The organism is Trinickia dinghuensis, from assembly GCF_003367175.1.
Classification (GTDB): domain Bacteria; phylum Pseudomonadota; class Gammaproteobacteria; order Burkholderiales; family Burkholderiaceae; genus Trinickia; species Trinickia dinghuensis.
This window is the reverse complement of sequence record NZ_QRGA01000003.1, coordinates 178176-200281: the sequence shown is the minus strand read 5'-3', so window position 1 is coordinate 200281 and position 22106 is coordinate 178176. Positions and strand designations below refer to the sequence as shown.

General features: G+C 65.8%; 20 protein-coding genes. 11 read left to right on the top strand and 9 right to left on the bottom strand.

The features are described from left to right. Window positions 1-102: 102 nt before the first annotated feature. Window positions 103-1656 carry a glycerol-3-phosphate dehydrogenase gene (gene glpD, locus DWV00_RS05090; protein WP_115532463.1) on the bottom strand — a complete coding sequence of 518 codons (1554 nt, stop codon included), beginning with the start codon at window positions 1654-1656 and terminating at the stop codon, window positions 103-105. Between the two features lie 207 nt (window positions 1657-1863). Between glpD and DWV00_RS05085 the strand changes: the two genes are divergently transcribed. After that, the gene (locus DWV00_RS05085) at window positions 1864-2226 is read left to right on the top strand and encodes a hypothetical protein (RefSeq protein ID WP_115532462.1); all 363 of its coding nucleotides are present in this window, start codon (window positions 1864-1866) and stop codon (window positions 2224-2226) included. A gap of 132 nt (window positions 2227-2358) precedes the next feature. On the opposite strand, the gene DWV00_RS05080 is transcribed toward DWV00_RS05085, so the two are convergent. Together DWV00_RS05080 and DWV00_RS05075 are read right to left on the bottom strand one after the other, a co-directional pair. Then, the gene (locus DWV00_RS05080) at window positions 2359-2556 is read right to left on the bottom strand and encodes a hypothetical protein (protein ID WP_115532461.1); all 198 of its coding nucleotides are present in this window, start codon (window positions 2554-2556) and stop codon (window positions 2359-2361) included. 280 nt (window positions 2557-2836) lie between these two features. After that, window positions 2837-3622 (bottom strand): DeoR/GlpR family DNA-binding transcription regulator, encoded by a 786-nt coding sequence (locus DWV00_RS05075; protein ID WP_115532460.1) that lies wholly within the window; start codon window positions 3620-3622, stop codon window positions 2837-2839. 94 nt (window positions 3623-3716) lie between these two features. Here DWV00_RS05075 and DWV00_RS05070 point away from each other — a divergent pair, with 94 nt between their 5' ends. The 3 genes from DWV00_RS05070 (at window position 3717) to DWV00_RS05060 (ending at window position 7088) form a co-directional block, all read left to right on the top strand. Beyond that, window positions 3717-5354, top strand: a complete 1638-nt coding sequence (locus DWV00_RS05070; RefSeq protein ID WP_115532820.1) for a gamma-glutamyltransferase family protein — start codon at window positions 3717-3719, stop codon at window positions 5352-5354. 356 nt (window positions 5355-5710) lie between these two features. Continuing rightward, window positions 5711-6514, top strand: coding sequence for a ferritin-like domain-containing protein (locus DWV00_RS05065; protein WP_425452724.1), 804 nt, complete (start codon window positions 5711-5713; stop codon window positions 6512-6514). Next, window positions 6498-7088 (top strand): hypothetical protein, encoded by a 591-nt coding sequence (locus tag DWV00_RS05060; protein ID WP_115532458.1) that lies wholly within the window; start codon window positions 6498-6500, stop codon window positions 7086-7088. The genes DWV00_RS05065 and DWV00_RS05060 overlap by 17 nt, the downstream gene beginning before the upstream one ends. A gap of 46 nt (window positions 7089-7134) precedes the next feature. On the opposite strand, the gene DWV00_RS05055 is transcribed toward DWV00_RS05060, so the two are convergent. The 3 genes from DWV00_RS05055 to DWV00_RS05045 all read right to left on the bottom strand — a co-directional run bounded on the left by DWV00_RS05055 (window position 7135) and on the right by DWV00_RS05045 (window position 11071). Continuing rightward, the gene (locus DWV00_RS05055) at window positions 7135-8811 is read right to left on the bottom strand and encodes a DEAD/DEAH box helicase (protein WP_115532457.1); all 1677 of its coding nucleotides are present in this window, start codon (window positions 8809-8811) and stop codon (window positions 7135-7137) included. A 212-nt stretch (window positions 8812-9023) separates the two neighbouring features. Further along, window positions 9024-10319 carry a c-type cytochrome gene (locus DWV00_RS05050; RefSeq protein ID WP_115532456.1) on the bottom strand — a complete coding sequence of 432 codons (1296 nt, stop codon included), beginning with the start codon at window positions 10317-10319 and terminating at the stop codon, window positions 9024-9026. Between the two features lie 20 nt (window positions 10320-10339). Next, entirely contained in the window at window positions 10340-11071 is a 732-nt protein-coding gene (locus DWV00_RS05045; protein ID WP_115532455.1) for a c-type cytochrome, read from the bottom strand. A 515-nt stretch (window positions 11072-11586) separates the two neighbouring features. On the opposite strand from DWV00_RS05045, the gene DWV00_RS05040 reads away from it, so the two are divergent. Further along, window positions 11587-12504, top strand: coding sequence for a copper resistance D family protein (locus DWV00_RS05040; protein WP_115532819.1), 918 nt, complete (start codon window positions 11587-11589; stop codon window positions 12502-12504). A 300-nt stretch (window positions 12505-12804) separates the two neighbouring features. Here the strand turns inward: DWV00_RS05040 and DWV00_RS05035 are convergent, their stop codons facing one another. Both DWV00_RS05035 and dgoD read right to left on the bottom strand, forming a co-directional pair. Then, entirely contained in the window at window positions 12805-13107 is a 303-nt protein-coding gene (locus DWV00_RS05035) for a hypothetical protein (RefSeq protein ID WP_115532454.1), read from the bottom strand. Window positions 13108-13446: 339 nt separating this feature from the next. After that, entirely contained in the window at window positions 13447-14595 is a 1149-nt protein-coding gene (gene dgoD, locus DWV00_RS05030; protein WP_115532453.1) for a galactonate dehydratase, read from the bottom strand. A 294-nt stretch (window positions 14596-14889) separates the two neighbouring features. On the opposite strand from dgoD, the gene DWV00_RS05025 reads away from it, so the two are divergent. Continuing rightward, entirely contained in the window at window positions 14890-15570 is a 681-nt protein-coding gene (locus DWV00_RS05025; protein ID WP_115532452.1) for a FadR/GntR family transcriptional regulator, read from the top strand. Window positions 15571-15697: 127 nt separating this feature from the next. Then, window positions 15698-16453, top strand: a complete 756-nt coding sequence (locus tag DWV00_RS05020; protein WP_115532451.1) for a DeoR/GlpR family DNA-binding transcription regulator — start codon at window positions 15698-15700, stop codon at window positions 16451-16453. Between the two features lie 102 nt (window positions 16454-16555). Here the strand turns inward: DWV00_RS05020 and DWV00_RS05015 are convergent, their stop codons facing one another. Continuing rightward, window positions 16556-17665: a 2-aminoethylphosphonate--pyruvate transaminase gene (locus DWV00_RS05015; protein ID WP_115532450.1), complete on the bottom strand. Its 1110-nt coding sequence runs from the start codon at window positions 17663-17665 to the stop codon at window positions 16556-16558. Window positions 17666-17857: 192 nt separating this feature from the next. On the opposite strand from DWV00_RS05015, the gene phnS reads away from it, so the two are divergent. The 4 genes from phnS to phnV all read left to right on the top strand — a co-directional run bounded on the left by phnS (window position 17858) and on the right by phnV (window position 21946). Further along, a complete protein-coding gene (gene phnS, locus DWV00_RS05010) occupies window positions 17858-18946 on the top strand; it encodes a 2-aminoethylphosphonate ABC transporter substrate-binding protein (RefSeq protein ID WP_115532449.1) in 1089 nt (362 codons plus the stop codon). 90 nt (window positions 18947-19036) lie between these two features. Then, complete coding sequence (locus DWV00_RS05005) at window positions 19037-20149, top strand: ATP-binding cassette domain-containing protein (protein WP_181885366.1); 1113 nt, start codon at window positions 19037-19039, stop codon at window positions 20147-20149. Continuing rightward, a complete protein-coding gene (phnU, locus tag DWV00_RS05000; RefSeq protein ID WP_115532448.1) occupies window positions 20127-21080 on the top strand; it encodes a 2-aminoethylphosphonate ABC transporter permease subunit in 954 nt (317 codons plus the stop codon). The genes DWV00_RS05005 and phnU overlap by 23 nt, the downstream gene beginning before the upstream one ends. 11 nt (window positions 21081-21091) lie before the next feature. After that, window positions 21092-21946 carry a 2-aminoethylphosphonate ABC transport system, membrane component PhnV gene (phnV, locus tag DWV00_RS04995; RefSeq protein WP_115532817.1) on the top strand — a complete coding sequence of 285 codons (855 nt, stop codon included), beginning with the start codon at window positions 21092-21094 and terminating at the stop codon, window positions 21944-21946. Window positions 21947-22106 lie beyond the last annotated feature (160 nt).

The following is a 22106-nucleotide window of genomic DNA, read 5'->3' as shown; positions in this document are numbered from 1 at the left end:
CTTCTCCATGTGTTGTCGTGATATGTCGCAGCTCGTCTGCTGCGCGGTTCCTGGTACTGCCGGTGATGCGGGTACTGCCGTGCGGAAATGCCCCTCGCGCCGTCAGCCGGGGATGGCGGACGAGGTGTGCTGCGCAATCGACGCCGGTGAGCGGGCGAACCAGGCGTCGATCGCGCCCGCCACCTGTTCGGTCGTGCCCGGCTGCAGATGCAGGCCCATCTTGGAACGGCGCCAGAGGACGTCCGCGCTGGCGCGCGCCCACTCGACGTCGCGCAGGTAGCGCAGCTCTTGTTCGAACAGGCCCGGCGCGAATTCGTGGCCGAGGTCCGCCAGCGATTTGGCCGAACCCACGAGCTGCTTGGCCCGCGTGCCGTATGCGCGCGCGTAGCGGCGCGCTACGTTGGCCGGCAGCCACGGATGTTCGTTTGCGAACTTCGCGGCGAACGGTTCGAACTTCGCGCCCGGGATATCGCCGCCGGGCAGCGGCGCGCCGGCCGTCCAAGCGCCCTTGCCGATCGGCATGACCGAGCCGAGGCGGTCGACGGCCTCTTCGGCGAGCTTGCGGAACGTGGTGATCTTGCCGCCGAAAACCGACAGCAGCGGCGCCTCGCCGTCACCGGCGTCGAGTTCGAGCCGGTAATCGCGCGTGACGGCCGACGGGTTGTCGGCGCCTTCTTCCTCGAGCAGCGGACGCACGCCCGAGTAGGTCCAGCAAACGTCGGCCGGCGTGATCTTGCGCTTGAAGTACCGGTTGATCGACTCGCACAGATAGCGCGTTTCGTCTTCGGTGATGGCGACCTGCGACGGATCGCCGTGATATTCGACGTCCGTGGTGCCGACCAGCGTGAACTCGCGCTCGTAGGGGATCGCGAAGATGATCCGCTTGTCGGGGTTCTGGAAAATATAAGCGTGATCGTGATCGAACAGGCGCCGCGTCACGATGTGGCTGCCTTTGACGAGCCGCACGCTATGGTGCGCGCCGCGCCCGAGCGCATCGTGCAGTAGCTGGCCCACCCACGGGCCCGCCGCGTTCGCGATTGCCATCGCGCGCACGTCGAGGCGCGCGCCGTCCGCGCGTTGCAGCTGCGCGTGCCATTCGCCGCCCGCGCGCACGGCACCGGCGAGCTTCGTGCGCGTGAGCACCGTGGCGCCGCGCTCGGCGGCATCGAGCGCATTCAGCACGACGAGACGCGCATCGTCGACCCAGCCGTCCGAGTAGACGAAGCCGCGCGCGATCGAATCGACGAGCGGCGCGCCGGCGGGATGGCGGCGCATGTCGATGCCGCGCGAACCCGGCAGCAGCTCGCGCCGCGCCAGATGATCGTAGAGGAACAAGCCGGCGCGGATGAGCCAGGCCGGGCGCAGATTGGGCATGTGGGGCATCACGAAGCGCAGCGGCCACATGATGTGGGGGGCGGCGCGCAGCAAGGTTTCGCGCTCTTGCAGCGCCTTGCGAACGAGGCCGAACTCCTTGTATTCGAGGTAGCGCAGCCCGCCGTGAATGAGTTTCGTGCTCGACGACGAAGTGTGGGAGGCCAGATCGTCCTGCTCGACGAGCAGGACGGACAAGCCGCGTCCAGCGGCGTCGCGCGCGATGCCCGTGCCATTGATTCCGCCACCCACCACGAGCAGATCGTATCGGCTGCCTTGCGTCACTTGCTTTGTCCCCTCTTATGCCATCCGGCTATCAGCTAAATAAAACGAACCTATCAATGTTCGTTTTCGAACTTTAACGAACACATTCGAAAAAGTAAACGGGGGATTTAGGGTTCGTATTCGAACCGCGCATGCCGCCATCGTGAAACCGCGGCACGACCGGGCACCAAGGGGCTACCATCTGAAAAACGACGAAAGAGGTGTGCGATGCGTGGATGGATGGCGGCCGTGGCGTGCGCGGGAACCGTGCTCGTGGGCGGGTGTGCGGCTGTATTCGGGAGCGGGCAAAGCTTCTCGGCGCTGCAGGCGAGCTGTGGCGCGCAAACGGATTACGGCGCGGACGCGCAGTCCGTCTACTCGGCGCTCGTCGACGCCTACGTCGCGTATCGGTACGGGCGCCTATCGCAGGCGCAGTACTGCGCGTTCGGCAACGACATGGCGAGCCACTACCGCATGCGAACGGCTGGCGGACCCGATGCGCAGCGCGCATGGGCCGATTACTTCAACGCTCAGCGGGTGAAGGCCATCGATTGGCGCGCGCAAGTCGATCCGACGCTGCGCGGGGGCTAGCGGCGCGGTGAGGTGTGAACGATCCCGCGCATCGTCCTCGCGAGGTCACGCACGCGTCGGTTCACCGCGTGCAGGCGGCGGGACCCGCCCGCGCCGGCACCACGGCGGTGGAGAAGAGGGAAAGCGGCGAGGCTATGAAAAGCGTTTGATCGCGCGAATCGCCGAGTCGCCCGACTCGGTCAAGCGCCACTGTTGATGGCCCGAACCCATGCGCTCGAGCTGCACCAGCTGCTGCTCGAGGAGGGCGTCGAGTTCTTCACGGTCCATGTCGACTTGATTCGGAGCGTCCTTGACGAGTAGCAACGTGGCGAATTCATGCGGACTCAGCATTGTTCTCTCCATGGGCAACGGAATTGCCTCGGCAACGGCTGCTCGGCTGCCGTGCGCTCAACCTATCGGGAGTAGGGAAGCGTTTCGCCCCGGCTCGCGCGATGCGCGCATACGTCGGGGAACTGGAGTGTAGTCAAGCGCCCGTTCTTATCCAAATCGTCCCCTGAAAATTTTCCGTTTGACAACGGCCGGCCGGGGAAGCGGTTCGGTTGCGGCCGCAACTTCGCGAATTCACTTGAACTTTCGCGTGCGGCGCAGCATGAAATAAGGCGCCGTGCGGTCAGTCCGATGGGGCGACATACACCTGCGTGCCGGCTGCCGCGAGGGAATCGGCCATCTCCGGCGGCGTCGGCTGATCGGTGAACAGCGCGTCGATCTGGTTGAGGTGGCCCTGACGGACGAGCGCCGGGCGGCCGAACTTCGAATGATCGGCGGCCAGGAAGACCGTGCGCGCATGTTCGATGATGGCTTCCGATACGCGCACCTCGCGGGTATCGAAGTCGCGCAGCGTGCCGTCGAGCTCGATGCCCGAGGTACCGATGATGGCGAAGTCCACCTTGAATTGTCGGATGAACTCGATGGCCAACTCGCCCACGATGCCTTTGTCCCACGGCCGCACGATGCCGCCCGTGACGAGCACCTCGCACTCGGGGTAGCCGCTCATCATGTTGGCGACGTTCAGGTTGTTCGTGATGACGCGCAGCCCGCGATGGCGGTTCAGGGCGCGTGCGACTTCCTCGGTCGTCGTGCCGAGGTTGATGAAGAGCGACGCCTGATCGGGGATGTGGGTGGCGGCGAGCGTCGCGATGCGCCGCTTTTCGTCATGGAACATGCGCTGGCGCGCGGTATAGGAGACGTTCTCCGAACTCGTCGGCAGGCTCGCGCCGCCGTGATAGCGGCGCAGCAGATTCATGTCGGAGAGCCAGTTCACGTCGCGCCGGATCGTCTGCGGCGTGACGGCGAAGTGCGACGCGAGGTCGTCCACCGTCACGAAACCGTCGCGCTGCACCCAGTCGAGCATTTCCTGTTGGCGTGCGTTCAGGCTCAAGCGGGGGTCTCGGCTCATGGCGTGCGGCGGCAGGGCAGTAAAAGAGGCTATTGTAAAACCTTCGACCCTTTGTCCCTTGGGGAAAGAAACGTTTTCACCGCGAGAAACCGACATGACCCGCTTCGACTGGCACAACCCCTATTCCACGCCGCGGTTGCCCGTTTTTGCCCGCAACGTCGTATCGACCTCCCATCCGCTCGCGGCCCAGGCCGGTTTGCGCGTCCTGTGGCAAGGCGGCAATGCCGTCGACGCGGCGATCGCGGCGGCGGCCGCGCTGACGGTGGTGGAGCCGGTTTCGTGCGGCCTCGGCGGCGATGCGTTCGCGCTTGTCTGGGACGGGACGAAACTTCACGGGCTCAATGCGTCGGGGGTGGCGCCGAAGGCCTGGAGTGTCGAGTACTTCAAGCAGCGTTACGGCGAGGACGACGGCGTGGCCGTGCAGCCCAAGCGCGGCTGGGATACGGCTACGGTGCCCGGCGTGATCGCCGGCTGGGAGGCGCTCCACGAAAAGTTCGGCTTGCTGCCTTTCGGCGACCTGATGGCGACGGCGATCGACATCGCCGAGCGCGGCCATGCCGTGGCGAGCATCGTCGCGCGCAAGTGGGCCGCGGCGATCCCCGAACTTGCCGATCTGCCCGGTTTTGCGGGCACCTTCATGCCGCGGGGGCGGGCTCCGCTCGTGAGCGAACTCGTGCGCCTGCCCGGCCATGCGCACACGCTGCGGCTGCTTGCGGCGCAAGGGCCGCGAGCGTTTTACGAGGGCGAGAGCGCCGAGAGGATCGCGGCCTTCGCGCGCGAGGGGGGCGGCGCGATGACGGCGGCCGATCTGGCCGAGTATCGTCCGACGTGGGTCGAGCCGATCGGCAAGGACTATCGCGGCTACACGGTCCACGAAATCCCGCCGAACGGCCAGGGCATCGCGGCGCTGATTGCGCTGGGCATTCTCGAACGGTTCGATTTGCAGGCGCTGGCGCGCGACGGCATCGATTCGCAGCATTTGCAGATCGAGGCGATGAAGCTCGCGTTCGCCGATGTCTACCGCTACGTGGCGGACCCCCGCTCGATGGAAGTGACGCCGGAACAGATGCTCGACGATGTCTATCTGGCTTCGCGCGCCGCGCTGATCGACCCGAAGCGCGCGACGCACTTCGGCTTCGGCATGCCCCCGGCCGGCGGAACGATCTATCTGACCGCCGCTGACGAGCGCGGGATGATGGTGAGCTTCATCCAATCGAACTACATGGGTTTCGGCTCGGGCATCGTCGTGCCGGGCACCGGCATCGCACTGCAAAACCGCGGCTGCGGGTTTTCGATGGACCCGCGCTCGCCCAACGTCGTGGCCGGCGGCAAGCGGCCGTTCCACACCATCATTCCGGCCTTCGTGACCGAGCGCGTCGATGGGCGGCAACTGCCTGTCATGAGCTTCGGCGTGATGGGCGGCGATATGCAGCCGCAGGGGCATCTGCAGTCGATCGTGCGGATGATCGATTACGGCCAGCAGCCTCAGGCGGCCTGCGACGCGCCGCGCTGGAAGGTCAATCGCGATTTCACGCTCGATATCGAATCGACGTTCGATCGAGGCGTCGCGCGCGCGCTCGAGGCGCGCGGGCACCGGATCAAGGCGATCGACGACCCTTATATGGACTTCGGCTCGGGCCAATACATTTGGAAGCTGTCGCGCGACGAGCCCGAACACGGCTATGTGGCCGCCAGCGACACACGGCGCGACGGGCTTGCGGCAGGGTTTTGAGTGACGAAAACGGACCGGCGCGAGCGGCATGGCGCGCCGCTTGCATGCAAGTTAAACGTAGGGACGATCGTAATTGTCCGTAATTCGAATCAATCGTCTAAACAGTTTGTAATGCTTTCGGTTGTCCCGGAAGTATCGCTTTTGGAACCGCGGTTGCCGATCGACGGTCTGTGCACGTGGAAAGCAATTTCTCGGGACTCCGGCTAACATCCGGAGGTATAACGTTTAACGACATTCACCGTATCGCATCTTGATATCTGCAACGCGTTTTTTGTGCGCGAGCGTGTGCTGCGCGATGCGGATCGACGGTGCGGTTTTGGGAGCGCAACGTCATGACCATCGACTCCGATCACGTAATGCCTTGGCGCATCGAGGACATCGATCTAACACGCATCGACCGCCAGCGCGCCGCGGCGAACGAAGATCTGCTGCTGCTGCTCTGCGCGTGTTCGTTCATTGAAAGCGGTACCGATCTCTACACCAGCAATCTCACGGCTTACTTCGACGGCGACCCGGAAGTCTCCGCATGGCTCAACCACGAATGGGAGCCCGAGGAGATGCAGCACGGCCGCGCGCTGAAGGCTTACATCGCCTACGTGTGGCCCGAGTTCGATTGGGACACGGCATTTCGCAACTTCTTCGACGAGTACTCGAAAACCTGCTCGATGGAAGAGTTCGAAAAGACGCGCGCGCTCGAGATGGTCGCGCGGTGCGTCGTCGAAACGGGCACGGCCACGCTTTACCGGGCCATCAACGAATGCTCGGACGAGCCTGTGCTCAAAGAGATCACCGATCACATCCGCAGCGACGAAGTGCGTCACTACAAGCACTTTTTCAAGTACTTCAAAAAGTACAACGTCATCGAAGGCAATGGCCGGCTGGCCGTGCTCGGCGCATTGATGCGCCGCGTGATGGAAATCAAGAGCGAGGATTCGGAGATCGCGCTGCGCCATGTGTTCGCCATTCGCTATCCGGAGCGCGTGCATGATTCGGTCTATAACCGCGAACGGGCGGCGCGCATCAGTTCGCTCGTGCGGCGCAGTTTGTCCGCCGACATGTGCGTCAAGATGCTGCTCAAGCCGCTCAATATTCCCGCGCGCATCCAACCCGGCGTGCACTATCCGCTCGCGAAAGTGGCAGAGCATGTCTTCTTCCGTTGAACCGCCGGCCCGCGCGCTCGATCAACGCACCTTCGACGAATGGCCCCCGGAACTGCGGGCGCTGTTCGACGGGGAAGCCCTGGCGTCGAAGATCGGATTCACGGCGTCGCTGATCACCTGCGATGCCGGAGGGCATCTGCGCACCTCGCTGCTCGGCATCGGGGAGCTGTATGCACCCGATGCGACGTCGCTCGCGTTCGCGTTGTGGCCTAGCTCGCGCGCCGCGCGCACGCTGGGCTCGCTGGCGCGGGACACCTTGCACACAACGGAATTCGGCCATCATGGTCACAAGCGTGCACATGCCGCGCTCACGTTCGTCCATGAGGGCGCGTTTCATCAAGTGCAGCTGGAGGTGGAGCCCTTGCCCTTGGCGGGTAGCGGTACGAACGAGGCCGGCTGCGGTCTCGCGTTGTTCATCGCGTCGATCGACGTGGGTGAAGCTCAAAGGGTCGGCTATGCACGCCTGACGGGCGGTATCGCTTTCGAACTCTCGGGGCCGGCGAGCGAGCAGCAAACCGTGCTCGCTCGCTGGGAACGCCAGATCGGCGAGTTGCGGCAAGCAGCGGATCGCTAGCTCGCCGTTTTCCGCTTGTCGCTTTCCGTCAACGAAGCGCGCTCGATCAGCCGCGCTGAGCGTTCCTCGTAGGCGCGCCCGGACGCTGCTTTCCGCCGAGCAGTGCGCCCGGGTCGTTTTGCTTGCGCCCACGATTCGCTTGGCCCGACGGTGCCTCGCCCGCGTTGCGACGCTGGCCTTCCCCGCGATCCTGCCCGGCACCGCGTGGCGTCTGCTGCCCTTGCGGTTTGCCTTGCGCTTGAGGGCGGCCTTGGCCTTGCGGCTTGCCCTGCGATTGAGGCCGGCCTTGGCCCTGCGGCTTCGCTTGCCCTTGCAGCTTGGCCTGGCCCTGCGGCTTCACTTGAGGCTGCGACGTCTTTGCCTGCTGCCCTTGCGGCTTGGGCTTCGCCGTCCGGTTGGACGGGTTTGCATGGCCACTGTCCTGTCCGGCTTGTCCTTCGCGTCGAGCCGCGGTCGGGCGCGATGCCGGCTGCCCGCTCTGCGCACGCGCGTTGTGCTTCGGCTCGCCGCCCGCGCGAGGCTGACGGCCCGCGTTGCCTTGTCCGCGGCGCTGCTGGATCGGCTCGGGCTTCGCATTCGGATCCGGCTCGAAGCCGTCGATCACTTCCTGCTCGATCGTGCGTTTGATCAGCTTCTCGATGTCCTTGAGCAGTTGCAGCTCGTCGACACAGACGAGCGACACCGCTTCGCCGCTCGCGCCCGCGCGTCCCGTACGGCCGATCCGGTGCACGTAATCTTCCGGCACGTTCGGCAAATCGTAGTTGACGACGTGAGGCAGCTGATCGATGTCGATGCCGCGCGCGGCGATGTCGGTCGCGACGAGCACTTGCAGCGTGCCGTCCTTGAATTCGGCCAGCGCTCTAGTGCGCGCCGATTGGCTCTTGTTGCCGTGGATCGCGAGTGCGCTGATGCCGTCCTTCGTCAATTGCTCGGCCAGACGGTTGGCGCCGTGCTTCGTGCGCGTGAAGACGAGCACTTGGAACCACTGGTGCTGGCGGATCAGATGCGTGAGCAGCTCGCGCTTGCGGTCGCGGTCGACGGGGTGGATCTTTTGCGCGACGAGTTCGGCCGTCGTGTTGCGGCGTGCCACTTCGATCAGCGCCGGCGCGTCGAGCAGGCTGTCGGCGAGCGCTTTGATTTCGTCGGAGAAGGTTGCCGAGAACAGCAGGTTCTGCCGCTTTGCGGGCAAGCGCGCGAGCACGCGCTTGATGTCGTGGATGAAGCCCATGTCGAGCATGCGATCGGCTTCGTCGAGCACGAGAATCTCGAGTCCGGAAACGTCGATCGTCTTTTGCTGCATGTGGTCGAGCAATCGCCCCGGCGTTGCGACGACGATGTCGACGCCGCGCCTCAAGGCGTCGATCTGCGGGTTGATGCTCACGCCGCCGAACAACACGGTCGATTTGAGCTTCAGGTACTTGCCGTAGGCGCGCACGCTTTCCTCGACCTGGGCGGCGAGTTCGCGCGTCGGCGTGAGGACCAGCGCGCGCACCATGCGTTTGCCGGCCGCACCCGTGTGCGCCGGCGCGGCGCTCAGGCGCTGCAGGATCGGCAGCGTGAAGCCGGCCGTCTTGCCCGTGCCGGTTTGCGCGCCGGCGAGCAGGTCGCCGCCGCCGAGCACGGCCGGAATGGCTTGTTGTTGGATCGGCGTCGGCGACGTGTAGCCGAGCTCGTGGACGGCTCGCACCAGCGGTTCGGACAAGCCTAGGGAATCGAATGACATAAGGTTTCAGTGCAATGCGGTGAGGCGGCCGGCGTTCGTCTTGGTTCGTCTGCGGGAAGGCCGTAGTGGTTCCCGGCAGTTCGTGACGATTCGGCGTTCGTGATGCCGGCGGGCCGCTTGGGTCCTGACGCGGCGGATCGAGCCGCGCCGGAAATGAGAAAGGGCGCGGCCGCGGTTGCCCGCGAGGCCGCGCCCCCTAAAGGGTCATGCGATCAGTCGAGCGGCGCCGAGCGCAAATCGCTCACTTGCTGCGGCGACACCGGCGTACCGTGGTTGCCCCACGACATCCGGATGTACGTCACGACCGCCGCGACTTCCTCGTTCGACAGCGATTGCGCGAACGGCGGCATGCCGTACGGCTGCGGATTGTTATCCGTGCTCGGCGGGTAGCCGCCGTTCAGCACCATGCGGATCGGGTTGACGGCCGACGGCATCTGAATCGACTGGTTGGTCGCGAGCGGCGGATAGGCCGGCGGCTTGCCGAGGCCGTTGTCGGCGTGGCACTTCGCGCAGTTGTCGCCGTACACCTTCTTACCCGTCTGCAGCAGCTCGTCGCCGAACTTCTCCGACGTCTCGTACTGCATCGTCTCGGGCGCTTCTTTCTTCTGCGGGATCGTCTTCAGGTACGTCGCCATCGCACGGATGTCGTCGTTCGACATGTACTGCAGGCTGTTGTGAACGACTTCGGCCATGGGGCCGAACACGGCACCGCGCTCGGACACGCCGTTCTTGAGCAGATCGCTGATGTCCTTGATGTCCCACTCGCCGAGACCCGCTTCCTTGTTCGACGTCAGCGACGGCGCATACCAGTTCTGCAGCGGGATCAGGCCGCCGGCGAACGCCGACGAATTCACGGGGCCGCCCATCAGGTTGATCGACGTGTGGCACATCGTGCAGTGGCCGAGGCCTTCGATGAGATACGCGCCGCGGTTCCACTCGACCGATTTCGTCGGATCGTCCTTGTAGGTGCCTTCACGGAAGAACAGCGTGCGCCAGCCGATCAGCAGGTTGCGGTTGTTGAACGGGAAGCGCAGCTCGTGCGGACGGCTCGGAACGGCCACCGGCGGCACCGAGCGCAGGTACGCGTAGATCGCGTCGGAATCGGCGCGCGTGACCTTCGTGTAGCTCGCGAACGGGAATGCCGGATACAGCAGGCTGCCGTCCTTCGAGCGGCCCGTATGGAGCGCGCGATAGAAGTCGTCGGACGACCACTTGCCGATGCCGTATTGGTCGTCGGGCGTGATGTTCGGCGTGTACAGCGTACCGAACGGCGTGGCCATCGGCAGGCCGCCTGCGAACTGCTGGCCGCCGCGCACCGTGTGGCAGGCGATACAGTCGCCCGCGCGCGCGAGATACTCGCCGCGCTTGATCAGCGCGGCCTGGTCGGCCGGCGTGGCCGCTTCGGCCGAGCCGTTGTGCAGATTGTCGCTGCCCGACCAGAGGACGGGCACGAGTGCGGCGGCGGCAACGACGAGCGCCGACAGAGCGAACAAAGACTTGCGTTTCATAGGTGTGTCTCTCCTCGCGCTTACTGTGGTTCGCTACCGCAGGCAAGCGGAGTCTTCATCGTGCGGGCCGGAGCCGGAACCGGGTTGGACGGAGCGGGTTGCGTCGACAGCCATGCGGCGACGGCCGTGACGTCTTCGTCCGTCAGGCGCGAAGCGATTTCGTGCATGCAATCCGGGGCGATCGCGTGACGCGTGCCCGAACGCCATGCGCCGAGCTGCGCGCTGATGTAATCGCTATGCAAGCCGACAAGGCCCGGAATCGCGGGCTCCATGCCCGTCAGCGCCTTGCCGTGGCAGGCCGCGCAAGCGGGGACGTTATGCGACTGATCGCCGTTCAGAACGATTTGCTTGCCGCGCGCGAGCACGTCGTTCGAGACCGTCGGCTTCGACGGTGCCGGGTACGGCGGACGCTGCTGCGAGAAGAACGTCGCGATCTGGTGCAGGTAGTCGTCAGAGAGGTACGTGACGAGGTAGTTCATCGGCGGGTACTTGCGCCGGCCCGCGCGGAAATTCTCGAGCTGGTTGTACAGGTACTGGGCGGGCTTGCCCGCGAGGCGCGGGAAGTAGTCGTTGTCGGTACCTTGGCCGTGCGAACCGTGGCAAGCCGTGCAACCCTGCACGCGCTGTTCCATCGTATTGGGGGCCTGGGGCTGACTCTGCGCTTGCGCCGCGCTGTAGGCACCGGCACCGCCAATCAACAGAAGGGCGAGTAGCGGGCGGAAAATGCGTCTGGAAGACACGCGTAACTCCATCGTTATTCGGGGACCTACCGGGCTGCGATCGGCTCGGTTCGGCTCTGTGGCTTGGTATTGAACTGTTCGATGCGTGATGTTGCAGCGGTTCGCGGCAGGTGCGCTGACGGCTCGGCGCTCGGGCTCAAGCCAGGCGCTGCGACGCAGCATTCTACCATCGATGGGGGCCTCAGGCGAATGGCTGGAAGCGCCGCGAACGCGTCCTCGAACGACAGCGCGACAATTTGCCGCGTGGAACGTAGTCGCGGCGCGCGTTTCGGCGATGTGGGCGTCTCGGGCGCCATTGTCTCCTTTTTGCACATCGAAGGTTGGTGAAAGCCAAAGGTCAGCTTATTTCGCCTATCTTCGTGCCCCGATTTGCATCGCATGCGCCGGGCGCGAACGCGTCCGGCCCGATGCGCATGCGCCGTGCCGCAACGATACGGTGCGCCATGCGCTGCGAATCGTTCGCGCGCGGCGTCCTTCGCACGTACACTTTCGCTCTTTATTTCCAATCGCAAAGGATCCATCGGCCGATGAATGCAACGGGACTCACGATCGGGCAGGTGGCGCTCGCCGCACTCATGGATGTCGCTTTTGCGTTCGCGATCGGTTCGGTGCTGCTCGAACGCTGGCTCGCGCTCGAGGGACAACTGGCGCGTGTCGCTTGGCAGCGCGCGCGGGCATCGCTCGTCGCGGCATCTTTTGCGCTCGTGCTGGCCGATGCGCTGTGGCTGCTTTACGAAGCGGCCTCGGTGAGCGGGCTCTCGCTCGTGCCCGCGATCGGCGTGATCCCGACGGTGCTCGGCCAGACGCAGGTGGGTCACGCCTGGTGCATCGCGTTCGGCGGGGCTGTGCTCGCGTTGGCGACGGCATTGGGCAGCCGCGGCGGGCGCGTCGGGCAGAGTGCGTTCGGGGTGGCCGCGATCGTGGTCGCACTGGGCAAGGCGTCGATCGGGCACGCCGCCGATGCGGGGCCGTGGTCCACCGCCGTCGCGGTGCAGGCGCTGCACATCCTGGCGACCGGCCTATGGGGCGGCATCACGCTCGCGGGCGGACTCGTGGTGTTGCCCGCCCTCGATACGTCGACGACGCGCGGCGCGCTGATTCGCGTCGCGGGACGCGTTTCCTACGTCGCGGGGATGGCGCTGGCCGTGGTCGTCGCGACGGGGTTGTTCAACGCGCAGCGCGGCTTGGGCGGATCGCTCGCGCCGTTGGCGGACAGCGGCTGGGGACATGTGCTCACGCTCAAGGGGGGGCTCGTGCTGCTGGCGATCCTCCTCGGCGCGCTGAACCGGATCTCCGCGCTGCCGCGGCTGCGCCGCACCGCATCGACCACGGACGCGCACACGTTCAATAACGTGCTGCACCTGGAGGCGCTCGTGATGATCGCCATCTTCATCGCGGCGGCCGTGCTCGCGCACATGGCTCCGGGAAGCATGCCGTCGCACTGAGAGCGGGATCGTTCCGCCGCGGCGGCGGCGCGCGAGCCTTTCCGTTGCGGGCGATTTCCGTTCCTGGCCATCGCTCTTACTCTTGTCCCTGTCTTTCGTCCTGCGCCCGCGATGTCTCACTAGCGAGACGGCGACGGGCGCGAGCTTGCGCGCGCGTTGAACCGTCTTGCGCCGATTGCCGCGGCCAGGCGCGCGGTGCGGCGCGACAGGGGCTGTGCGCGGCGGCCTTCGCGCGCCCGTGCGCGGGCGCTCGGCGTGGCCGGGCGCGGCGCGAGCACGCAAGCGCCGAATCGAGTGCGGTCATTCATAGCCGAGCCTGTGACTGAGAATGGGTGAGAAAAACAGCGCGATCGCCGCGCCGATGACCTTGCCTTCGAGTTCGGCCGACGAGCCGGGCACGATGTAGGTATGCGCGAGCAGGTCGATCAATTGCGGCGCGCAATAGAGCGCGGCCGCGCCGATCGCGAATTTCTCGACGACGCCGATTGGCCAACCGCGGTTGCAGGCCGTGATCGCGGCCAGCACGCGCAGCACGGCGAATACGACGAGTGCGCCGACCGCTGCCTGCTCTCGAAGCAAATAGTCCGGAATGAACTCGCCCATGACCCTCTCCCTGATTTGTCGTTGTACTGGTCACGACACTGCAAGGAGCGCGCCAACGATGCGTCGCGCGGAAGGCCGGCGGCGCGGCGCGCTTGCGCGGCAAAGCTTTCGGCATAACCGACGCGCGTCGCCTTGGCGGCGGGCTCGAGCGAATGGGGGCGCCGGCCGCCCAAAGTGTTACGTTCGTGAACGTGACGTATTCGGGCAAGGCGGCGAAAAAGGGCGGATAAGCGGCTGGGGAGGGGGAGGGCAGGCCGTCCGCGCCGAGGCGCGCAGCCGTGTTTGCTGCTTACGTATCGCGTGCGGGCGCGGCGGCGACGCCGCGCCCGTTCGTGCGCTTCACCACTCGGCGACGCTGCCGTCGGCGTGGCGCCAGACCGGGTTGCGCCAGCGATGGCCGACCTTCGCCATCTCGCGCACCTTCTCTTCGTTGACGTCGATGCCGAGACCGGGGCCTTGCGGAATCGCGACGAAGCCGCTGTCGTACTTGAAGACGTCGGGGTTATGCAGGTAGTCGAGCAGGTCGCTGCCCTGGTTGTAGTGGATCCCGAGGCTCTGTTCCTGGATGAACGCGTTGTAGCTGACCGCGTCGAGCTGCAGGCAGGCCGCCAGCGCGATCGGCCCGAGCGGGCAGTGCAGGGCGAGGCCGACGTCGTAGGCTTCAGCCATCGCCGCGATCTTGCGGCATTCGGTGATCCCGCCCGCATGCGAGGCGTCGGGCTGGATAATGTCGACATAGCCTTCGGAGAGGATCGACTTGAAGTCCCAGCGCGAATAGAGCCGCTCGCCGAGCGCGATCGGCGTGTTCGTTTGATTGACGATGTCGCGCAGCGCCTCGACGTTCTCCGACAGCACCGGCTCTTCGATGAACAGCAGCTTGTACGGATCGAGCTCCTTCGCGAGCACCTTCGCCATTGGCTTGTGGATGCGGCCGTGGAAATCGACGCCGATGCCGACGTGCGGACCGACGGCTTCGCGCACCGCGGCGACGTTGGCGATCACCTGCTCGACCTTGTCGTAGGTGTCGACGATCTGCACTTCCTCGGAGCCGTTCATCTTGAGCGCCTTGAAGCCGCGTTCGACGACGGCGCGCGCGTTATTGGCGACGTCGTGCGGGCGATCGCCGCCGATCCACGAGTACACCTTGATGCGATCGCGCACGGCGCCGCCGAGCAGCGCATGCACGGGCACGCCGTGATGCTTGCCGAGGATGTCCCACAGGGCTTGGTCGATCCCCGCGATTGCGCTCATGAGGACCGGCCCGCCGCGGTAGAACCCCGCGCGGTACATGACTTGCCAGTGGTCCTCGATATGGCGCGGGTCCTTGCCGATCAGGTAGTCGGCCAATTCCTGCACGGCCGCTTCGACCGTATGCGCGCGGCCTTCCACGACAGGTTCGCCCCAGCCGACGATGCCCTCGTCCGTCTCGATCTTGAGAAACAGCCACCGGGGCGGGACGACGAACGTCTCCAGCTTCGTAATTTTCATGGGCGAACCTCCTCGTCAACAATAACAGCCGGGCCGCGGCGACGGTAATCGACCGGCCGCGATACCCGAAAGACGTCATCTTACCGCAAAGTTTTATGAAATACTATTAATAGTATTTATTCGGGCTGTGATACATAGTTTTTGGCGCGAGGGGGCCGGAGCGCTTGCGCTTTACCCTGCTCCCGCGATAATCCGGAGAGGGGCCGATGTCGCGGTGCGCGTCACGCTAAGAGCCGCGGGGCGAGAGGATCGCCCGCAGCGGCCGGCCGGTGCCCCAAACGAACAGGGAGAGAGATGATTCAACGCGATTTGCACGGGCGCGTCGCCTATATGCTGGCGACCGCTATTTTGCGCGGCGATTATGCGCCCGGCGCTTTGCTGCCTCGCGAGGCGGAGCTCATGGAGTCGTTCGGCGTGAGCCGCACGGTCTTGCGCGAGGCGCTGCGGACGCTGACGTCCAAAGGGCTTGTCGAATCGCGGCCGAAAGTCGGCACGCGGGTGAGGCGCCGCAGCGCGTGGAATCTGCTCGATGCCGATTTGCTCGAGTGGTACTCGCAAGTCGCCCAGCCGCTCGCGTTCGCGCTGAAGCTGCAGGAGGTGCGCGAGATGGTCGAGCCGTATGCGGCGGAGCTGGCGGCGCGCGCGCACACACCCGAAACGATCGACGCGCTCGAACGCGCGCATGCTGCAATGGTGGCCGCGCGCAACGTCGACGAATGGGTGCGGGCCGATCTGCATTTTCACCTCGGCATCTTGGCCGCCTGCAGCAACGAACTCCTGATGCCGCTCGGCCCGCTCATCGAGCGCACGCTCGAAGCACAACTGCGGCTCAACGCGAAACGGGCCGATGTCTTCAACGCGGCGCTGAATCAGCACACGGCCGTCTACGACGCGATCCGCGAACGCCGGTCCATCGACGCGCGCTCGGCCATGGCCGAGTTGCTCGGCGTCACACGCAAGCGGATCGAAGCATAAAAACGATGGCGAAGCCGGCCCTCGCTTCGAGCGGGCCGTGTTCGCGGGCATCGGGGCAGCGCGCGTTGCCCTTACAATACGCGCGTCCCAAGTCCTAACCCCGCCGCCTATCGGCGCATCCGGCGCGATGCTCGCAGAACAACGTCACCAACATATCCTCTCGCGCCTGACCAAGGACGGCGCCCTCACCGTCGCCGAGCTCGTGCGCGAACTCGGTGTCTCTCGTGAAACGATTCGCCGCGATCTGCTCGTGCTCGCCGAGCGCGGGCTCATCGTCACGACGCATGGGGGCGCGCTTTCGGTGGACCGGCGCGAGCCGGACGTCGACGTGCGCGGTGCCGAGAACGCCGACGCCAAGCGGGCGATCGGCGAGCGCGCGGCGCAGTTCGTCCCCGACGGCGCCTCGATCATCCTCGACTCGGGCAGCACGACCGAAGCCGTCGCCCGTGCGCTGACGGGGCATCACCGGCTGTCGGTCTATACGAACGACTGGCGCATCGCCCTGCTGCTCGGACGGCGCAACGAGAACCGCGTCACCTTGCTCGGCGGCGAGCTGTCCGACATCGAAGACGCCGTCTTCGGGCTCGACACCATCCAGCAACTCGGCCAATACCACGCTGATTTCGCGTTCGTCGGCGCGGGCGGCATTTCGCCGGAAGGTGCGCTGACCGACTACACGCGGATGGCCGCCGAAGTGCGCGCCCGGATGCTGCGCGCGGCGAGCACGGCCATCGTCGTCGCCGATCACTCGAAGTTCGGCCGCGTCACACCCGTGCGCATCGACGGCTTCGAACTTGCCCGCTATCTCGTCACCGAGCGCGCGCCGGCGCGACCGCTGGGCAAAGCCATTGCGGCGCGCGGGCCGAAGATCGTCACGGCATGATCGCGTGAAGGGCCCGGCGCGAAGTCTCGGTGTCGGGAGCCGGCTTCGGCCGCGCCGTCGTGTTTCGGTGTCTAGGTTCACGTCGGTTCGGTTCGGTTCGCTCTACCGGATCTTGATGCCCAGCGACCCGACCGCCTGACCGATCGCAGCCACGGCGCCGCGCATGTCGTTGTCGTCGATCGCGCCGATGCAGCCCACGCGGAACGTGTCGACTTCGGTGAGCTTGCCGGGGTAAAGAATGTAGCCGGCGGCGCGCACGGCATCGTACAGATCGGCGAATCGCCAGGCGGGATCGCGCGGCGCATGGAACGTGACGATGATGTTCGATTGCATGGCCGGCGCCAAAAATGGCACGAAGCCTAGCGCGCTCATCCCGTCGATCAGCGTCGCGCAGTTGCGCGCATAGCGCGCGCCGCGCGCCGGCTGGCCGCCTTCGGCGACGAACTGATCGAGTGCTCGGCGCAGCGCCGCGACGACGTGTGTCGGGGGCGTGTAGCGCCACTGCGTCGTCTTCTCCATGTAGGCCCACTGATCGTGCAAGTCGAGCGCGAGCGAAGGCGAGCGCCGCGCGCACGTTTCGAGCAGCGCCTGGCGCACGATCACGAAGCCCATCCCCGGCACCCCCTCGAGACATTTGCCGCTCGCCGAGACGAGCGCGTCGATCCCCGATCCGCGCAAGTCGATCGGCACGGCACCGAACGAACTCATCGCATCGGCGATGAGCCGCTTGCCGTGTCTCGCGCAAACGGCCGCGATTTCATCCAGCGGGTTCAGCAAGCCCGCACTGGTTTCCAGATGCACTTGCGCCACGTGCGTGATGCGCGGCTCGCGTGCGAACGCGGCTTCGATCGCCTCGGCGCGGGCCGGCTCGTCCTCGCCGAGCGGCAGCGTGGCATGCGCGACGCCCATGCGCTCGAGAATTTTGACGATGCGGGCGCAATAAGCGCCGTTGCTCGGCACGAGGACGCAGCCGTCGCGCGGCACGAGCGTGCCCAGCGCCGCCTCGACCGAGAACGTTCCGCTGCCTTGCATCGGCACGCAAACATATTCGCCTTGGCCATGCGCGACGGCCAGCAGATCCGCGCAGACGCTGCGCGTCATTCGATTGAACTCGCCGTCCCACGAGCCCCAGTCGCGCAGCATGGCTTCGCGGGTGCCGAGAGCCGTCGTGAGCGGGCCGGGCGTGAGCAGAATCGGGGAAGAGGCGGACATCGAGGGGGCTCCAAAAAAGGACGAACGGCGTACGAACGATCAGATGATCGGCGTGCGATGAGTTTGTAGTTTATTGGCAAAATGTGTCAAAACGTGGATTTTTGAGGTTTCGTCATCGCACTGTCACCGAAAGCTGTGAATCTTGCGTCGCCCGAACACTTACAAACTCGCGTCACACCTTTGGAGATCGACATGACACCGAGCCAACCCCTGCGTACGAAGGCCCGCCTCGGCCGCCTGCTCGCGGTTGCCGCTGCCGCCGCATTGTTCGAGGGACTCGCTCTGCCGGCCCACGCCGCCGGCGCCGTCGTGCTGTACACGGCCGACGGCCTCGAGAATCTGTACAAGGATGTGCTGCCCGCCTTCGAGAAGAAGGAAGGCGTGAAGGTGAACATCGTCACGGCGGGCAGCGGCGAAGTCGTGAACCGCGCGACGGTCGAGAAGGACTCGCCGAAGGCCGACGTCATCGTGACGCTGCCGCCGTTCATCCAGCAGGCCGATCAAGGCGGTTTGCTGCAGCCGTATCCGAGCGTGAACTACAAGAACGTGCCTGCGATCGCCAAGGCAAGCAACGGCGCATGGGCCACGTTCGTCAACAACTACTTCTCGTTCGCGATCAACCCCGACACCGTCAAGAACCAGCCGAAGACGTTCGACGATCTGCTGCAGCCCAATTACAGCGGCAAAGTGGCCTACTCGAACCCGGCCACGGCCGGCGACGGCATGGCCGTCATCATCCTGACGACGTCGCTGATGGGCGAGGACAAGGCGTTCGACTACCTGAAGAAGCTCGAGCAAAGCGCGAAGTTCCACACGAAGGGCACGGGCTACCTCGACGTGCTGCTCTCGCGCAACGAGATCGCGGTGGCGAACGGCGACCTGCAAATGGATCTCGACGATGCGGCCAACGGCGGCCTCTCGCTCAAGCCCGTCTTCCTCGCCGCGAAGGCGGGCGGCCAGCCGACGACGTTCCAGCTGCCCTACGCGATCGGCCTGATCAAGAACGGGCCGAACGCGGCCGAAGGCAAGAAGCTCATCGACTATCTGATGTCCGCCGACGTGCAGTCGAAGGTGCCCGATATCTTCGGCATCCCGGGCCGCACCGACATCAAGCTCTCGGGCAAGAACGGCGAGGCCGTCAAGCAAGCGATCTCGGGCGTGAAGCTGATTGCCGTGGACTGGAACCAGGTGATGACGAAGAAGGCCGACTGGACGGCACGCTGGAAGAACGACGTGATCGGCAATTCGGGCAAGCAGCTCGACGTCGTGAAGCCGCAGTAAGCGAGGCTAAGTGTTGACGCCCGGCAGGTTAGACGTCGGGCGGTTTGAAAGTGTGGAAGTTTGGAAGTTTGGAAGTGGAGGACGAACCCGGTGAATACCGCAGGACTGGCTTATCGGAGCGCGAGCGAGGAAAGCGCGTCCGCGCTCGAGCATGTGGACGCGCTCGGCGCGAACACGCGCGCGGGCGGTGTCGAGATCGAGAGCCTCAGCGTGCGCTTCGGCACGCGCACGGTGCTCGACGATTTGTCGCTCTCGATCGGGCGCGGCGAGTTCTTGACCGTGCTGGGCCGCAGCGGCTGCGGCAAGACCACGCTGCTGCGGTTCATCGCCGGGTTCGTCAAAGCGGATTTCGTGGCTGGGCGCCTATTCGTGGCCGGGCGCGAATTGACGCATGAAAGCGCGCATCGGCGCAATCTCGGGTTGCTGTTTCAGAATTACGCGCTGTTCCCGCATTTGAGCGTCTTCGAAAACGTCGCGTTCGGTCTGCGCGCGCGACGCACGAACGCGGCCGAGATCGCGCGCCGCGTGGCCGATGCGCTCAAGCTCGTGCAGCTCGCCGATGCCGGGCACGTCATGCCCGCGCAGCTATCCGGCGGCATGCAGCAGCGCGTGGCGCTCGCGCGCGCGCTCGTGATCGAGCCCGACGTGCTGCTGCTCGACGAGCCGCTCTCCGCGCTCGACGCTAATTTGCGCGCATCGGTGCGATCCGAATTGAAGGCGCTGCATGAGCGGCTGCCCAACCTCACGATCGTCTGCGTCACGCACGATCAGGACGATGCCCTTGTACTGTCCGATCGCACGCTGCTCATGCGCGACGGCCGCATCGCTCAGATCGGCACGCCGCAAGCGCTCTACGATGTCCCCGCCGACGCGTTCGTCGCGCGCTATCTGGGCGCCGCGAATCTGCTGCCCCCGCGCGTGGCGTTTCCGCTCGGCGATGCCCGCTACGGCGAGCGCGATCGCCTCGCATGTCTGCGTCCCGAGAGCCTGCGCCTCGTGCCGCTCGGCGAAGGGCATTTGCATGGCACGATCGCATCCGTCGATTGGTATGGCCCGGCGCTGTCGGTGTCGGTCGTGCTCGATGCGATGCCCGAAACCCCTGTGCTCGTGACGGCCGCCCGCGGTCACGGCATGACGCCCGAGAAAGGCGCGCGCGTGTCGCTCAGTTATGAGGTGGATCATGTCGTCCTCGTACAACCTTGAGGGCAGCGGCGGGGCGACGATCAACGCCTCGCTTGAGGCGGCCTCGCCGCCGCGTGCACTCGCCGATACCGCCTCGCATCGCGCCTTCGCCAAGCGTCGCGAGCGAGGCGCGCGCCTGCATTTGATGCTCGTCGCCGTGCTCGTGCTCGGCCCGCTCGTCATCTATCCGCTGGCTCGGCTGGTGCTGCTCAGTCTCACGGGGCCGCACGGCGAGTTCGGCTTGCATGCCTATACGGCGTTCTTCTCGAACCCCGATGCGACCGGCGTGATCGGCACGACGCTCGCGATCGTCTTCGCGAGCGCGGGCATCGCCTCGGTGCTCGGCGTGGCGCTCGCCGCGCTGCTGTTCTTCCGGCCGTTTCCGGGCGCGGCGGTCATCACGCGATTCCTCGAATTGTTCGTGGCTTTCCCCTCGTTCCTCGTCGCGTTCACGCTGATCTTTCTCTACGGATCGCAAGGCTCGGTCAGCATCGCGCTGCAACGGCTGTTTCATCTGAGTAATCCGCCGCTCAATTTCCTGTTCGGCGCGGGCGGCATCGTGCTGGCCGAAGTCGTCTTTTATGCGCCGTTCGTCGTGCGTCCCGCGCTGGCCTCGTTCGCGCAGATCGACATGCGGCTCGTCGAAGCGGCACGCAGCCTCGGGGCGAACGGCTTCATGGTGGCGTGGCGCGTCGTCGCGCCGCTCGCGTGGCCCGGGATCGCGGCCGGCATGATCCTGTGCTTTCTACTGACGCTCAACGAATTCGGCATCTTGCTCGTGCTCGGCAGCGCCCATCTCGTGACGCTGCCCGTCGCGATCTACAGCTCGGCCACGGTCGATCTCGATCTGCCGACGGCCGCCGCCGGTGCCGTCGTCATGCTCGCGATGTCGCTCTCGCTCTATGCGCTCTACCGCAGCGTCGATCGCCGGCAGGCAATGGGAGCACGATGATGGCGACGCGGATGGATCATTCAGCGAAGGGCGCCTTCGCAGCCGCGCGGGGATCGGGTGTTCGGCGCCGGACCTTCGCGCGCGCGGCCGGGATCGCGGCGACGGTTTTCGCCGTGCTCGTGTGCGTGTGGCTGTTCGTGCTGCCGGTCGCCGTCGTGGCGCTCTCGAGCGTCGCGGCGCATTGGGCGGGAACGATCCTGCCCGATGGCTTTAGCTCGCGCTGGTTCGATCGCCTGGGCTCGGACGATTTCGATGCGGTCGCGGCCAGCCTCGAAGTCGGATTTACCGTCGCGGTACTCGGCACGGCCCTGGGCTTGTGGCTGGCGCTCGCGCTCGAAGGGCGTACGCGCCGCGGGCTCGGCGCACTCGTCGATGCCGTCGCGATGATGCCCAACGGGGTTCCGAGCGTCGTGCTCGGGCTCGGCGTGCTGATCGCCTATCACAAGGCGCCGCTCGATCTGTCGAGTTCGCCCGCGATCGTCGTGCTGGTGCAGTTGGCACTGGTGCTGCCGTTCAGCTATCGCTGCGCGGCCGCCGCCCTGCGTCCCGAACTGACGGTGCTGCGCGAAGCCGCGGCGAGCCTCGGCGCGCCGCCGTCGATGGTACTCAGGCGGGTCGTGCTGCCGCAGCTCGTGCCCGCCATCCGCGCGAGCCTGGCGCTCGGCCTAGCGCTCTCGCTGGGCGAACTCGGCGCGACGCTGACCGTCTATCCGCCCGGCTTTTCCACGGTGCCGATCGTCGTCGTCGGCCAAGTCGAGCGCGGGTACTACCTGCCGGCTTCGGCGCTGTCGCTGATCCTGCTGGCGGCCTCGTTCGCGGCACTCTCGCTGATCGCGGCGCGCGTACCGAAGCGCCGCGCGAACTGAGGTCTCGTCTCCCATGAAACGCGCTCAGCGCCCGTTGTCGTACGGGGCCGCCGCCGCACGTTCGGCGGTATGGCAAAATGTGGCAAATTGGCAATTAATGTGGAAAATGGCGTAACCAGGGTGAGCGGGGTGGTGCGGCACGGCAACGATGAACACTTTG

Excerpts from the sequence above, each read along its gene's own strand:
- DWV00_RS05040 (WP_115532819.1), top strand. The coding sequence starts at position 11,587 with ATGAATGCAACGGGACTCACGATCGGGCAGGTGGCGCTCGCCGCACTC.
- DWV00_RS05015 (WP_115532450.1), bottom strand. The coding sequence starts at position 17,665 with ATGTCCGCCTCTTCCCCGATTCTGCTCACGCCCGGCCCGCTCACGACG.
- phnS (WP_115532449.1), top strand. The coding sequence starts at position 17,858 with ATGACACCGAGCCAACCCCTGCGTACGAAGGCCCGCCTCGGCCGCCTG.
- DWV00_RS05075 (WP_115532460.1), bottom strand. The coding sequence starts at position 3,622 with ATGAGCCGAGACCCCCGCTTGAGCCTGAACGCACGCCAACAGGAAATG.
- DWV00_RS05020 (WP_115532451.1), top strand. The coding sequence starts at position 15,698 with ATGCTCGCAGAACAACGTCACCAACATATCCTCTCGCGCCTGACCAAG.
- phnU (WP_115532448.1), top strand. The coding sequence starts at position 20,127 with ATGTCGTCCTCGTACAACCTTGAGGGCAGCGGCGGGGCGACGATCAAC.
- DWV00_RS05085 (WP_115532462.1), top strand. The coding sequence starts at position 1,864 with ATGCGTGGATGGATGGCGGCCGTGGCGTGCGCGGGAACCGTGCTCGTG.
- DWV00_RS05050 (WP_115532456.1), bottom strand. The coding sequence starts at position 10,319 with ATGAAACGCAAGTCTTTGTTCGCTCTGTCGGCGCTCGTCGTTGCCGCC.
- DWV00_RS05080 (WP_115532461.1), bottom strand. The coding sequence starts at position 2,556 with ATGCTGAGTCCGCATGAATTCGCCACGTTGCTACTCGTCAAGGACGCT.
- DWV00_RS05055 (WP_115532457.1), bottom strand. The coding sequence starts at position 8,811 with ATGTCATTCGATTCCCTAGGCTTGTCCGAACCGCTGGTGCGAGCCGTC.
- DWV00_RS05070 (WP_115532820.1), top strand. The coding sequence starts at position 3,717 with ATGACCCGCTTCGACTGGCACAACCCCTATTCCACGCCGCGGTTGCCC.
- dgoD (WP_115532453.1), bottom strand. The coding sequence starts at position 14,595 with ATGAAAATTACGAAGCTGGAGACGTTCGTCGTCCCGCCCCGGTGGCTG.
- DWV00_RS05060 (WP_115532458.1), top strand. The coding sequence starts at position 6,498 with ATGTCTTCTTCCGTTGAACCGCCGGCCCGCGCGCTCGATCAACGCACC.
- phnV (WP_115532817.1), top strand. The coding sequence starts at position 21,092 with ATGGATCATTCAGCGAAGGGCGCCTTCGCAGCCGCGCGGGGATCGGGT.
- DWV00_RS05035 (WP_115532454.1), bottom strand. The coding sequence starts at position 13,107 with ATGGGCGAGTTCATTCCGGACTATTTGCTTCGAGAGCAGGCAGCGGTC.
- DWV00_RS05045 (WP_115532455.1), bottom strand. The coding sequence starts at position 11,071 with ATGGAGTTACGCGTGTCTTCCAGACGCATTTTCCGCCCGCTACTCGCC.
- DWV00_RS05025 (WP_115532452.1), top strand. The coding sequence starts at position 14,890 with ATGATTCAACGCGATTTGCACGGGCGCGTCGCCTATATGCTGGCGACC.
- DWV00_RS05065 (WP_425452724.1), top strand. The coding sequence starts at position 5,711 with ATGCCTTGGCGCATCGAGGACATCGATCTAACACGCATCGACCGCCAG.